The sequence below is a fragment of the Streptomyces sp. NPDC043427 genome, assembly GCF_056436655.1.
The window spans coordinates 56,439-69,017 of record NZ_JBWKCC010000009.1 but is presented as its reverse complement, the minus strand read 5'-3'; the positions used below and the strand labels follow the sequence as shown (position 1 = coordinate 69,017).

The window sequence follows — 12,579 nt, the reverse complement described above, 5'->3', positions numbered from 1 at the left end:
AGCGGCGCTGTACCCGCCCTTGAAGCAGCCGCAGCGCCGTCGCCGAACGCGGCAGTACCCAGGCGGCCGGCCGAATCCGTGGGGGTTCGCGCGCCGACGCCGCCAGAAGTGAGTGCGCGACATCCCGACATCCGGTGCGCGCACCGACGATGTCGCGGACTCCCGGCCGCCGCACTGGTGCGCGCAACTGGTGCGGCCACGCGCGCACCGCCCGCCCGAGTCGGTGCGCACCGCCCGGCGGGAGCGCGGCACGCGCCCTCTGGAGCCGCCCGCACACCGATTTCGTGTGACCAGCCGTATATTTGCCGATTGGTCAAAATGGCAGACAAGGGGCTGTGTGATAGACGATCCCGGCCCTGTCGGCCCCCTCCCGCGCTGGCATTGCGCCTCATCCCCGAGCCGCGCCGCGCACTGCGATGTGTGCTACCGGGTGGCGGTGCGCGCTCCACCCGCACCGCCACCCGCACCGGCCCCACCTTCAATGCGCACCACCGCACCGGGAGTGCGCGACATCGTGCGGAGCGCCCGGGCCCGGTCGGGCGCTCCGTCGTTCCTAGACCGGGTTCGCTACGTGCGACATCCCGCCCGAACCAGACAGCGCCCGAGGGAGGAGAGATCTTCCATCCCGGGGCTGTCCCGGCTTCCGTCTCGGCCCGGGCCGCAGCCGCCCCGTCACCGGTGCCGGCGTCGCCGCGGACATCGACGTGGAACTGGTGGACCTGGTCGACCTTCTGCATGCATTCGATCAGGAACCCCGCCGCGATCCAGGCGGCCTGCGCCTCACGACATCACCACGTGAGACATCCTCTTAACTTCCTGAGCCCAGAACTTCATTGCCAGTGGCGAGAGGTGAGGGAGTATCAGGCGAGGCGGGGGGTAGCAGCGCATGCAATCGCTTCTAGTTCTGTTCCATTCGATCACCCTCTTTGGAAGGACGACGCATGCGCAGAGCACGAAGAGTGCTGCTCCGGCTGGCCACGGGCTTGATGGCCCTCGCGGCGCTGGGCGGTGTGGCGACACCGGCTTCCGCCGACACACCGGCCTCGTCCCAGACGGGAACGCGGCAGTACAGCGCGGACGACGACTACACCGCCGTCTGGTCCCGCGCGGACGCGTTGAAGCTCCGGCAGGACAAGACCAACACCGCCCCCCGTGTGTCTCCCGACTTTCCGGTGATCAGCGACAGGGTGTGGCAGTGGGACACCTGGCCGCTGACCAAGCTCAACACGAAGACCGCCACCTACAAGGGCTGGCATGTCATCTTCGCGCTGACGGCCCCGCGCTCGGTCCCCTTCGGTGACCGGCACTGGTACGCGAAGATCGGCTACTACTACTCGCGTGACGCCAAGAGCTGGAAGTACGGCGGCGACCTGTTCCAGCCCGGCACCGCGTTCGGCTCACGTCAGTGGGCCGGCTCGGCGGCGCTCGTCGGCGACAAGGTGTACTCCTTCTACACCGCCTCCGGGCGCGACAACGGTGGGGTCGACCCCAACGATCCCCTGCAGCGCCTGGCGATGGCGAGCGGCCGGATCCACGCGGACAGGACGCACGTGTGGTTCGACGGGTTCCAGAACCACCGCATCATCGCCGAGGCCGACGGCAAGCTGTACCAGACCATGCAACAGTCCCAGGCGGGCCCGATCATCTACGCCTTCCGCGACCCGTTCGTCTTCCGAGACCCCCGGGACCGCAAGATCCATATCTTGTTCGAGGGCAATACGGCCGGTGTCGCCGGCAGCTACCAGTGCACCAAGCGCGACATAGGTGACGTCCCGGCCGGCCATGAGGTGCCGGAGAACGCGAAGTACTACACGGGCAACATCGGGCTGGCCACGGCTGACAGCGACAGCATGGGCAAATGGCGGCTGCAGCCCCCGCTGCTCTCGGCCAACTGTGTGAACCAGCAGACCGAACGGCCCCACCTGGTCATCCGCAACGGCAAGTACTACCTGTTCACCATCAGCCACAAGTTCACGTTCGCGCCGGGGCTGAGCGGCTGGGACGGCCTCTACGGGTTCGTCGGTCCGTCCCTGCGCAGCGACTACAAGCCGCTCAACGGCAGCGCACTGGTCCTGGGCAACCCGGAGGACGCCCCGACGCAGCAGTACTCGCACTACGTGATGCCCAACGGGCTGGTGGAGAGCTTCATCGACACGGTCCCGACCGCCGACGGCGGGACCCGCTTCGGCGGCACCCTGGCACGCACGCTCTTGCTGTCCCTGAAGGGCGACAAGACCAAGCTCACCAAGCAGTTGGACTACGGCTTCATCCCGTAACCAACCCACAGTCGAGCAACCCGCCGTGGCCGGCCGCGCCAATCGTGGCCCCACGGCGGGTGTGTCAATTTCACGGGCCTGGCCCGTAGTCGGTGGTGACGCCGAGTAGCCGTCCTAGATCATGATCTCGTGGTGGATGCCAACTCCCTTATCAGGACGGTGTTTCTGGGCTGTCGGTGCTGGTTGTCGAGGACGTGGTGGACGGCGGCGGCGCGGTGGTGGTCACGGCTCGCACTCGGGAGGTGGCGGTGCCGTGTCCGGTGTGCGGGACGCCGACGGCGAAGGTGCCCGGTCATCATCGCCGGGCGGTGACGGAAGTGCCGGTCGACGGCCGTCAGGTATTGGTCCACCTGCGGGTACGGCGCCTGGTCTGTCCGGTCCTGGGCTGCGGGCGGCAGACCTTCCGCGAGCAGATTCCCGGACTGCTGGAGCGCCATCATCGCCGCACGGTGCGGCTTGCCCGGCGTGACCGGGGACCGCATGCCGAGGCACTGCTCGCGGTACCGGGGACCAGCGCGCCGGCCAAGCGCCGGTCCGGCAGAACGCGTTCAGCGGTGAGGTGCCGGAGGCAGGACGCGCTCGAGGAACTCCAGCCGCGTCTGACGGGGGAGCTGGCTGTCCAGCCCCAGTGCGGTGCGGATGGATTCGGCGGTGACGTCGCGCGGGATTTCCAGGCGGCGCTCGGCGTCTCCGATGATCTCGCCGATGACGTGGTGGGCAGCCAGGGGGTGGTGGCCCGATCAGCCAGTCCAGCATTTTGGCCACTGGGGTCACGATGCCGCAGAAGGTCGTGGGCCCGGTGTCTCCCGTTGCCTCGTCCAGTTCCTTGCCGTAGGCGAGCTCGTCGTGCCTCGGAGGGCGTCTGATCAATGAGCAACTCTGTCGGGAATCTTGAGGTTCGGGGTCATTTACCCTGCCTCCACCACAGGGGCCGGGGCAGTCCTCGTTTGTCGAGGTACTGCTGGAACGCCGTGGGCGGGCGCGCGGGCCGCCGTTCTGTCGCCGGGCACTGAGGCGGCCATGGCCCACCACGCGCCGGAGGTGCTGGACGAGCACTTCCTGGTCGACGGGCGCGGCAGGTTCCGGCCGCGCACCGAGCGCGATGGCCGGCCGCCGTCGCGGGTGCGGATCGAGGCCGCCCGCGACAGTCCCATTTCCATAAATTATGAATATAAAAATGCTATGCTTTGAGCATGAGTCGTCAAGACACCGCTCCTGGCGCGTCCGCCGCCATCGGGGCAGCCCTCTACGGCCTGGCCACCAGGGCCGCGAGACGCCTGCCCCGGGACATGAGCCTGACGTCCGCCGCCACCCTGGCCACCCTGGACCGGACCGGCCCGCGGCGCATCACCGATCTGGCCGCGGTCGAGGGCGTCACCCAGCCCGCGATGACTGCCCTGGTGCGGGTGATGGAGGAGTCCGGCCTGGTCGAGCGGCGGGGCGACGCGTCCGACAAGCGGGTCACACTGGTGTGCCTGACCGAGGCCGGCGCCTCCTATGTCCGGACGCGGCGCCAGGCGGGCGTCCACGCGTTCGAGCGGTTGATCGGCGAGCTCACCGGCGACGAGGTCGAGGCGCTGGTGGCGGCCCTTCCGGCGCTGAAGCATCTGGCAGAGCTCGAAAGCCAGGACCGCGAAGGGCCGAAGCAGTGACCGGGCAGCCGGTCGGCGGGGTCGCGGTGAAGGCGTTCCCGGTGGCGCGTTCCGAGGCGCGGCTGCTGGTCCCCGCCCTGAGGCTGGCCGCTCCGGCCGTCCAGGCCGGGGGCGGTCGAACCTTCGCCCGTGGCGGTCGGGTCGTGGCGGATGACGCCGGAATCGCCGAGCGCACCGTCCTGATCGAGTTCGACAGCTTCGAGCAGGCCGTCGCGGCGCACGAGAGCGCGGCCTACCAGGAGGCGCTGGTCGCCCTCTCCGACGGCGTCGAGCGCGACTTCCGCATCGTCGAAGGCATCGACTGACCGAGGTCCAGTCGGATCTTCACTGAAGCGCGCTCAATGGACCCGCCGTTGGCCGGTCCGTCTCTACCGACGCAACGGGTCAGCTCGCCTCCGACAGCGCGACCGACCAGGGCGAGACCAGATGATCGACGTCGCGATCGAGACGGCCGTGGCGGAGCTCACGCCCCTGCCCGGGGATGCGTACCGGGCCACCGGCCGGGCACAGGCCGGCCACTACCGCCGTCACCGCCAGTCCCCGCGGCCATCGGCCAAGCCGCGCCCGCCGCACGACCGCAGCCACGCGCCCTGTCGACCCAAGAGCGGGCCACCGTGCGGTCGCCGCTCAACACCGGCGACTTCGCCGACACGGCCCCGGCATCGGTATACCAACAGCCGCTCGACCAAGGCGTGTACGTGGTCGGCGTGTCCACCATGTACCGCATCCTGCGCGAGCCCGACGAGGTCCGTGAGCGTCGCCGCCACGCCGTCCACCCAGCGCACGCCGAACCGGAACTGCCGGCCACCCGCCCGAACGAGATCCGTTCCCGGGACGTAACGCGGCTGCGCGGACCGGGCAAACGGGTCTTCTACCACCTGTACTCGATCATAGACATCTACAGCCGCTACACCCTCGTCTGGATGGTCGCCGTCCGCGCCGACGTCCTGACCGCCGTCTACCTGCGCAACCCCGAACGGTTCGTCAACAAGCCACCCACCCCGCCGATCATCCCCACCAACGTGTGGATCAACCAGCCGGACGACCACGCCGCCGCCCAGTGATCACCTCGGACGCCGGCGACCCCGGCTCACTCGACAAACCCTGAAACCGACCGACTCACCAGGCTTGACACGTTCCGCATCTCGTGGTCGACCAGGACGAGGCCGCCACCATCCGGGTTCTCCACGTGCACGGGCGGGCTCGGTCTTGTACCGAGCCCGCCGTTCCAACTCCACCTGTTCCTGATCGCTCGCTGTGACGCTCACCCGGTTCGGCGTACGTCGTGGCCCGCGAACGTCAGGAACAGCGGAGCCGGACCTGTGTCACGCCATTGGCTAGCGCTGCAGTGTCAGTACCCCCGGGCGGTACGGCAGGAGGCCGTAGTCCCCGCCCTCGCTGCTGGGGTCGCGCCCCTGGTAGAGGAACTGCAGGTTGCAGGGGTCAATGGTCTTGGTCTGGTCGGGGTTGGTGCGAACCAGATCGCCGTGGCTGATGTCCTTGGTCCAGGTCGCGCCGCTGTTGGCACTGCCGGCGAAGGGGCTGGTCACGGTGTTGGCCTGCGGTGACGGTGTCCAGGTGCCGTTGAGGCTGGTGGCCGTGAACGCACGGAAGTAGCGACCGTACCCCGTGTAGTTCTGTGCCTCGACGATCATGAGGTACTGGTTCTGGCCCTGGACCTTGTAGACCTCCGGCGCCTCGAACAGGTCGAGCGCCGATTCGCTCATGATCTTCGTGAACGAACCGAAGGTGCCCGGGAAGTTGCCGATGGGCATGCTGGCGCGGTAGATGCCGCCCTCGTCGTCGGCGAAGAACATGTACATGTTCGTGTCGTCGCCGATGAGGGTCACATCGAGGGGGCCCCTCTTCCGGGTCGTGCCGTCGGGATTCACAACGTCCGGGAGGGTGGTCGTGAAGAGATCCTGCTGCGGGCCCCAGCCGTTGGGGTTGGTGGGGTCGGTCGAGGTGCGGTAGGAGAAGCTGTAGGGCCAACCCCCGTTGTAGGCGAGCACCCAGATGTTCTTCGGCGCGAAGTAGAACAGCGTCGGCGCGATGCCGTCGAAGGGGATCGTGGTCTGGGTGGCGGTGGCCATGTCGGACCAGTTCGTGAAGGGGCTGAAGGTCGCCAATCCCCAGCGCCCATCGTTACCGGCGAGGTTGTTGTGCGACGTGGCATAGACGACGTGCTTGCCGTTGTAGACGACGCTGGTGAAGTCCTTGAGCGCGGACCACCCCGCCTTCGGCTGCGCCAGCGGGCCGGTCGAGTTCCACCGGTAGGTCGACGGAAGAGCACACGCGTTGCTCGCCCCGGCCAGGCCGGTCCACTTCTGGTTGGCGCCGCCGGTGCACGACCAGAGCTGCGCCACCGTGCCGTTGGCCGTACCCCAGCCCGCGGCTTCCAGGCACAACCCGGACCGCACGCCGACGATCGTGCCGTCGGAGTTCACCCGCCACTGCTGGTTGTCACTGCCGGTGCACGACCAGATCTGCACCGCGGTCCCGTTCGTGGTACCGCCGCCCCGGGCATCCAGGCACTTGTTGCCGTACACGGTCAGCTGGCTGCTGTCCGTCAACGTCCACTGCTGGTTGATCCCACCGTGGCAGTCCCAGATCTGGACGTTCGCGCCGTCGGTCTGGCTGAAGCCCGACACGTCGAGACACTTGCCGGAAGCAACACCGCGCACGTCGCTGGTGGTGGCCGCCTGAGCCGGGCCGGCGACGAGCAGCGCCGCCAGCGCGGCCAGGGCCGCGACCACGGCGGCGAGCACCGCGGGCGGACGTCTGCGGCTGAGAATACGTCTGTGCATAAGGACCTCGTCATCCTTGAGCAAGCGACTCCGGTCTGGCCCGTCAGGGGCTGTCCGGAGGCGGTGTGGTGCGGCCCTGAAGTGTTCGGCATAGCGAACACGGGTCGAAGTGTCGAGCAACTGGATAATAGGGTTCCGGTGATCAGCGTCAATACCTCGCGCAAAACACGCGGGCAGAAACGTTCGCAGGCTGAAACCGGGCGGCTTCAAGTCCCGTGGTTGTACGGGTCTTCGGCTGAGTGTCAGGTGGAGGTGCGGGCGCGGGCTTGGTGATCATTACGGACCCCGACCAGGTCGCTCACCTGAGCCTCTGGTTCGGCTCGGTGCCCGACCCGCCGCTCGCGGCGGGGCCGGTGGCACTCACTGACGCCGGTCTGGTCGACGTGTGCCTGCGGCGGTCGTCTGCGGTGCGGGGAGCGTCGAGAACTCGCCGAGCGGGGTGCGAGTGGCCGGGCGAGCAGTCCTGCTCATCCCGCACCGCACCGCAGCGACGCGGCCGATGAGGGCGCGCTGCCCGGCGACTACCACAAGATCCGGGCGATCGTGCGGGAGGCCGACGGTCCGGTGCAGGTCAGGGCGGTCGGCGAGCGGCTGGGCCTGGACGCCTCGGTGCGCGGCAAGCTGGAGCCGCTGCGGGCGAAGATGACCAAGCTCGCCGACCGCGGCTGGCTGCACAAGCGTCCCGACGGCAGGTTCACCGCACGCGCGCAGGCGTAGGGAGGCGGGCGCCGACCGGGCGTAACCCGCGGGCCCCCGGCGGCAGTTGAGTTTGCTGTGAAGAAAAACAACCATCCCGTCGAGGGCCCTGACGGCCTTGTCTGCACTGCCCGCCTGCCGCTGTCGAGTGCCCCCCTGAACTGGCTCGCCGATCTGATACGCGGCCACTGCAAGAAGATCAGATCACGGTGGCGGGCCCTGCCCTCGGGGATCGCCGCCATCGTGCTCGCGGTACCACGCTGTGACCAGCGGCCGGGCGACCTGGCCGGCGGCAACGGGATACACCGCACCACCGTGACCCGGTGGGTGCGGGAAGTCGTCGGCCTGCTGGCCGCCCGCGCCCCGCGCCTGGACCGCGCCCTCAAAAAGATCACCCACAAGGGTGGCGGGGTGGCGCTGTTGGACGGCACGCTGATCCGCACCCGGCGGCGCACCGGTAAAGAGAGCAAAGAGAACTGGAAGAACTACTCCGGCAAGAGCAAATGCCATGGCCTGCTCGTCATCGCGCTCACCGACGACCGCGGCCGACTGCTCTGGGTCTCGGCGGCCCGGCCCGGACGCACCTCGGAGATCACTGCCTGCCGCCACGACCAGCTCACCGCCAAGCTGCGGGCGGCCGGCCTCGGCGCCATCGCCGACCTGGGCTTCGTCGGGCTCGACGACAGCGGTCCCGACGCCGACCCGGCGGTGATCACCGGCTACAAGGCCGCCCGGAACCGGCCCCTGACCCCGCGGCCAGAAGCTGTCGAACACCGCACTGGCAGCGGTCCGGGCACCGGGGGAGCACGGCTTCGCCCACCTCAAGAACTGGCGCGTGCTCGGCAAGGTCCGCACCGACCCGACGTGGGCGACCGCCCTGGTCAGCTCCCTGCCCGTCCTCACAAACCGCGAAGTTTCCCGGTGACCGAAGATCTTCACCGAAGTCATCCACCCCACGACCAGCACGAGCATCCCGAACCCCGCACACACCAGACCCGTGACCAGCAACTTCACGATGCACAGTGCTCAATGCACAGGATGCCGTTTTGCGTCCAAGCGAGTGGGTGGCAGACGGGCCTTGCGCGAGTGTCAGGTCCATCATGCCTGTTCGGAGGTGGTTTTGGTAGGACCGAGCGCACGTCCGTTCGGCCTTGTGGCAGCTGTTGCCGCGCGCCAGACTCATCGTCATCCACTCCCCGGCCAACGTGTCGGCAACCGTTCTCGGCTGTCGGCGCGTTAGCCGTGCTGTCTCGCCGTGTGACGTGCACCGGCCGGGGGTGGCGCGACGAAGGGGATCGATGGATCAGGACATGGTTGTGCTGGCGAGGGTCAGGCTGCTCAGTGCCAACCGGCGGGTGGTGCGCGGTGCCGAGGGGCTGTGGATCTACCGCCTTCTGACACAGGTGGAGCCGGAGGCGTACGGGTCGAAGCTGGCGTACGTCCTGGTGGAGGCAAGCGCATCGCCCCTGGTGCGGGAGTTGCCTGAGCGACGGTTGGCCCTGTTGGACGAGGCCGTGGAGGTGGCGAAGGCCCTCGGTACATCGAACCCCTACCGGGCGAAGATGCTGGCGAGGGCCCTGGCCGCCAGGCAGCGGGAACTGGAGGGTCGCCCGGCGGAGCCGCTCGCGTCCGATGGGCGGGAGCATCGGGCGGCCCTTCAGGAAGAGCCGCAAAGACGCGCATAACTCTGTGGGTATCGGGCGTTGACTCCCCGGACGGTGAAGAAGGAGAGGATCCATTCCCGCTGTCTGGATGGAGCGGCGCCTGATTCCCTGGAGTACAGCTCGGAGCGTGGGGCTTCGATCACGGTCGGGACCCACGCTCCCGATGCCGGGCGCTGGAACTCAGCCCCTGTTCCGGAGGGCGCGTCCTGCCGCCGTCGGAGATGTGAGGCGGCGGTCAGAATGCCGTGGCGCGCCCGTTCTGTCTGATCCTTGGGGGGCTGACGTCCCGGATGCAGGTGGAAGGTCAGTAGTCGAGCTCGAGGTTGCCGATGTCGTCGAGGGTGACGTCGGTGAGTGTGGTGGCGCGGTTTCCGCTGTCTTTGAAGTAGGTCTCTTTGAGTACTTCGGCGATGATTCCACGCATCTGTTGGTCGCCGGCTCGTGCCTCGCGGGCGTCGGACAGGCGTTGGGATGATGCCCATCGTCCAGGCCCTTCGCGGCCGGGGCCCGCTCCCGACCGCCGCCGGCGCGGGCCTGCGGGTGATGGCCTCCGCCCCGCTGCATGGCGGTGAACTGCCCGGCATGGTCGACCAGGAGCTCGCCGACTTCATCCGGCCGGGCCTGACCCCCTCACAGGCGGGCGTTCTGGCGGTCGCGTCCTGCCCAAGTGACGGACGTCCTCATCGCCGCCTCAAGTGCGCCACACTGGAGGGAGGCGGCCGACGCCATCGCCCAACCCTCGCTGACCGCCGCCCAGTTGCGGGAGATCACGGGTGTACTCGTCTCCTCCTGACCCGGACACCGAGCGCCGCATGCGCGCCCACCACGCCCGAGCCGCCCAGGCCCTGGACGTGCAGACCGCGCCGGGCGGGGAGTTGTGGGGATGGGGCGGGGGCACCCTGGGTGCCCCGGCCCGCACCGCCGCCGGGCAACCAGCGTGGCTGCGGCTGATGTCCGCGCCGGATGACAAGGCGTCGGGGAAGTTGTGGGATGGCGCCCTTGATGCCGCATGCCTTCGGCGACCTCGCCGGGCACCGGCCGGCGCTCTTGGCCGTCCACGACGCCGTCGACGACGGTACCGCCTACCGGGCGGAGCTGTCGGTGCGCGTCGATCAGCCGGTCCTGTCCGACGACCCGATCCTCCAGCACGGCCTCCAGCTGCCAGACTCCTGGAGGGCCGACCTCGCCGGGACGCTTCAGAAGGTGTCGGCCGTCGACACCGACCGCGTCGCCGTACGACAGCAGTACATGGACCGGGCCATCCCCGAGTTCGCGGGCATCCCGGCGCCCGCCGGGACCTGCTGGACCACCGCCCACTCCGACCTGCACTGGGCGAACGTCACCGAGCCCCTGCGGATTCTTGACTGGGAGGGCTGGGGCCAACCTCCGGAGGGGTTCGACGCCGCCACGCTCTACGCCTACACGCTGCTCCAGCCGGACACCGCCGCCCGCGTCCGCGACGCCTTCCCCGTCCTGGGCAGCCCGGCCGGCCTCGCCGCCGAAGCAACCGTGTGCGCCCAACTGCTCCAGACCGTGGCCCGCGGCGACAACATCACCCTCGAAGACCAGCTCCGGCACTGGTCCGGAGAACTCCGCCGCCGCTGACCGAGATCCTTGGCCCTGGCCGTCGCTGAGCGGGTGAGGGACCAGGCTGCCCCGGTTCCCGTAATGATGGCCAGGCGGACCAGGCGCATGGTCAGCCGCCGGTGACGGCCAGCAGGAGACCGGAGATGACCAGGCCGATCTCGACCACGATGACGAAAACGTGGGCGGGAAGCCGGTCGACGATTATCTTGCCGGTCCAGGCGCCTGCGGTGCTGGCAGGTGCGAGGGCCAGGCCGATGACGGCGTTGGAGGTGGTCAGCACGGCTGCGGCGCCGAAGACCACCAACTTGGTCAGGTGCATCACCACGGCGGAAGCGGCCTCGGTGCCGATGTAGGCGCCCTTGAGCAGGCCGCGAGCGAGGAAGAACGGGGCGACCATCGGGCCGACCGAGCCGACCAGGGCGGAGCCGAAACCAGAGACGGCGCCGACGGCGGTGAACGCGGTGTCGTCCAGCCGGGCGGCGTGCGGCTTCCAGCGCCGCCAGGCGACCATGACCAGCAGGAACACGCCTATGAGGCGGGTGAGCGCAGGCAGGGGCGCGGTGGCGAACAGGAGTGCGCCGCCGACAGCGGCCGGGACGGCGCCGAGAGCGAAGATGCCGACCAGGCGCCGGTCGACCTCGTGGCGGTTGAACCAGACCCGGCTGCCGTTGCTGGCCAGTTGGGCGACAGTGAGGACGGCAACCGCGTCCCGGGTGCCCAAAACGGCGACGAACACCGGCACCAGGAGCACTCCGCCGCCGAACCCGGCGACCGCGGACAGAGCCGCAGTGCCGAAGGAGGCGACGACGATGGCGATGATCTGCAGTGTCTGTTCCATTGCGGGGGATTCTCCTGCCCGCGTTGGCGGCAGGGCCGGGGGCCCCGGGAGTTCAGTCTGCGGAGCATCCTGGGCCGGGCCGCTCTGGTGCTGGCGAGTCGCTCCGCGTCCGGCCCCGGCCACTGCTGGCCAGCACGGCGTGGGCCTTTGGGACGTGCCGTAGCGGGCGGGAGATGAGACCAGCGAGGATGCCCGCCATGGCCACTGACAAGGACCTCGCTCCACTACGTTCGACGTACTCAACGCCCCTGGTGTTTGGTGCAGGAGCGGTCATCGGCGTACTGGGCGGGATGATCGGCCTGGGGGGCGCGGAGTTCCGCCTGCCGCTACTGGTCAGTCTTTTCGGGTTCGCCGCACTCTCAGCGGTCATCCTGAACAAGGCGATGAGCCTGGTCGTGGTTCTGGTCGCGCTGCCCGCCCGCCTGGCAGCGGTCCCGGCCTCCGACGTGGCCGCACACTGGCCTGCCGCGATCAACCTGTTGTCCGGCAGCTTGTTGGGCGCCTGGGCCGGAGCGTCCTGGGCGGTGCGCATGCGCAGCTCCACGCTCTACAAAGTGCTGGCGGCGTTGATGGTGCTCATGGCCGCAGCACTGATGGTCACGCACACCACCACCCTGGGGACGCTCGCCCTGCCGCTGTGGGCTCAGGTGCCCTGCGGAGTCGTGGCCGGCTTCGGCATCGGGGTCGTCGCGGCGATCATGGGCGTGGCCGGCGGCGAACTGCTGATCCCGACGATCGTGTTGCTGTTCGCGGTGGACATCAAGACCGCAGGAAGCCTCTCCCTGCTGGTGTCACTGCCGACCATGCTGGTGGCCTTCGCCCGCTACAGCCGTGACGGCAGCTTCTCGGTGCTCGGTGCCAACCTTCGCTTCACCATGGTTATGGCCGCCGGCTCGATCACTGGCGCCCTGCTGGGCGGGCTGCTTCTCGGTGTGTTCTCAGACCCTTTGCTCATCCCCGTGCTTGCCGCGATCCTGCTCGTCTCCGCGGCCAAGCTCGCCCGCCACGAATGACCAGGCGCATGCTCACGAGCTTGCATCCGGTACCCAGGTACAGGTT

The 12,579-nt window shown here is 69.0% G+C and carries 14 protein-coding genes and 1 pseudogene; 12 read left to right on the top strand and 3 right to left on the bottom strand.

Annotation, left to right across the window (positions count from 1 at the left end; all coding sequences use genetic code 11):
• Positions 1-941: 941 nt before the first annotated feature.
• The 5 genes and pseudogenes from AC067M_RS17335 (at position 942) to AC067M_RS17315 (ending at position 4,233) form a co-directional block, all read left to right on the top strand.
• Positions 942-2,276, top strand: coding sequence for a glycoside hydrolase family 68 protein (locus AC067M_RS17335; RefSeq protein ID WP_478697840.1), 1,335 nt, complete (start codon positions 942-944; stop codon positions 2,274-2,276).
• A 129-nt stretch (positions 2,277-2,405) separates the two neighbouring features.
• Positions 2,406-2,734: pseudogene (locus AC067M_RS17330) on the top strand (transposase family protein); the annotation flags it as partial.
• A 562-nt stretch (positions 2,735-3,296) separates the two neighbouring features.
• Positions 3,297-3,467, top strand: a complete 171-nt coding sequence (locus AC067M_RS17325) for a hypothetical protein (RefSeq protein WP_478697839.1) — start codon at positions 3,297-3,299, stop codon at positions 3,465-3,467.
• Positions 3,468-3,565: 98 nt separating this feature from the next.
• Complete coding sequence (locus AC067M_RS17320; protein ID WP_014173936.1) at positions 3,566-3,928, top strand: MarR family winged helix-turn-helix transcriptional regulator; 363 nt, start codon at positions 3,566-3,568, stop codon at positions 3,926-3,928.
• 26 nt (positions 3,929-3,954) lie between these two features.
• Complete coding sequence (locus AC067M_RS17315; protein ID WP_478698005.1) at positions 3,955-4,233, top strand: DUF1330 domain-containing protein; 279 nt, start codon at positions 3,955-3,957, stop codon at positions 4,231-4,233.
• Between the two features lie 79 nt (positions 4,234-4,312).
• Here the strand turns inward: AC067M_RS17315 and AC067M_RS17310 are convergent, their stop codons facing one another.
• Positions 4,313-4,459 carry a hypothetical protein gene (locus AC067M_RS17310; RefSeq protein WP_478697838.1) on the bottom strand — a complete coding sequence of 49 codons (147 nt, stop codon included), beginning with the start codon at positions 4,457-4,459 and terminating at the stop codon, positions 4,313-4,315.
• Positions 4,460-4,542: 83 nt separating this feature from the next.
• On the opposite strand from AC067M_RS17310, the gene AC067M_RS17305 reads away from it, so the two are divergent.
• Positions 4,543-4,992, top strand: coding sequence for a hypothetical protein (locus AC067M_RS17305; protein WP_478697837.1), 450 nt, complete (start codon positions 4,543-4,545; stop codon positions 4,990-4,992).
• Positions 4,993-5,265: 273 nt separating this feature from the next.
• Here AC067M_RS17305 and AC067M_RS17300 read toward each other — a convergent pair whose 3' ends face one another.
• The gene (locus tag AC067M_RS17300) at positions 5,266-6,735 is read right to left on the bottom strand and encodes a non-reducing end alpha-L-arabinofuranosidase family hydrolase (protein ID WP_478697836.1); all 1,470 of its coding nucleotides are present in this window, start codon (positions 6,733-6,735) and stop codon (positions 5,266-5,268) included.
• 543 nt (positions 6,736-7,278) lie between these two features.
• Between AC067M_RS17300 and AC067M_RS17295 the strand changes: the two genes are divergently transcribed.
• The 5 genes from AC067M_RS17295 to AC067M_RS17275 all read left to right on the top strand — a co-directional run bounded on the left by AC067M_RS17295 (position 7,279) and on the right by AC067M_RS17275 (position 10,700).
• Positions 7,279-7,452 carry a hypothetical protein gene (locus tag AC067M_RS17295; RefSeq protein WP_359730452.1) on the top strand — a complete coding sequence of 58 codons (174 nt, stop codon included), beginning with the start codon at positions 7,279-7,281 and terminating at the stop codon, positions 7,450-7,452.
• A gap of 57 nt (positions 7,453-7,509) precedes the next feature.
• Positions 7,510-8,829: a transposase family protein gene (locus tag AC067M_RS17290; protein ID WP_478697835.1), complete on the top strand. Its 1,320-nt coding sequence runs from the start codon at positions 7,510-7,512 to the stop codon at positions 8,827-8,829.
• Entirely contained in the window at positions 8,730-9,116 is a 387-nt protein-coding gene (locus tag AC067M_RS17285) for a hypothetical protein (protein WP_478697834.1), read from the top strand. Before AC067M_RS17290 ends, AC067M_RS17285 begins: the two co-directional genes overlap by 100 nt.
• Positions 9,117-9,762: 646 nt before the next feature.
• Positions 9,763-9,888, top strand: a complete 126-nt coding sequence (locus tag AC067M_RS17280) for a hypothetical protein (protein ID WP_478697833.1) — start codon at positions 9,763-9,765, stop codon at positions 9,886-9,888.
• A gap of 197 nt (positions 9,889-10,085) precedes the next feature.
• Positions 10,086-10,700 carry a hypothetical protein gene (locus AC067M_RS17275; RefSeq protein WP_478697832.1) on the top strand — a complete coding sequence of 205 codons (615 nt, stop codon included), beginning with the start codon at positions 10,086-10,088 and terminating at the stop codon, positions 10,698-10,700.
• Positions 10,701-10,791: 91 nt separating this feature from the next.
• Here AC067M_RS17275 and AC067M_RS17270 read toward each other — a convergent pair whose 3' ends face one another.
• Complete coding sequence (locus tag AC067M_RS17270; RefSeq protein WP_478697831.1) at positions 10,792-11,520, bottom strand: sulfite exporter TauE/SafE family protein; 729 nt, start codon at positions 11,518-11,520, stop codon at positions 10,792-10,794.
• A 197-nt stretch (positions 11,521-11,717) separates the two neighbouring features.
• Between AC067M_RS17270 and AC067M_RS17265 the strand changes: the two genes are divergently transcribed.
• Positions 11,718-12,533 carry a sulfite exporter TauE/SafE family protein gene (locus AC067M_RS17265; RefSeq protein ID WP_478697830.1) on the top strand — a complete coding sequence of 272 codons (816 nt, stop codon included), beginning with the start codon at positions 11,718-11,720 and terminating at the stop codon, positions 12,531-12,533.
• Positions 12,534-12,579: the final 46 nt, after the last annotated feature.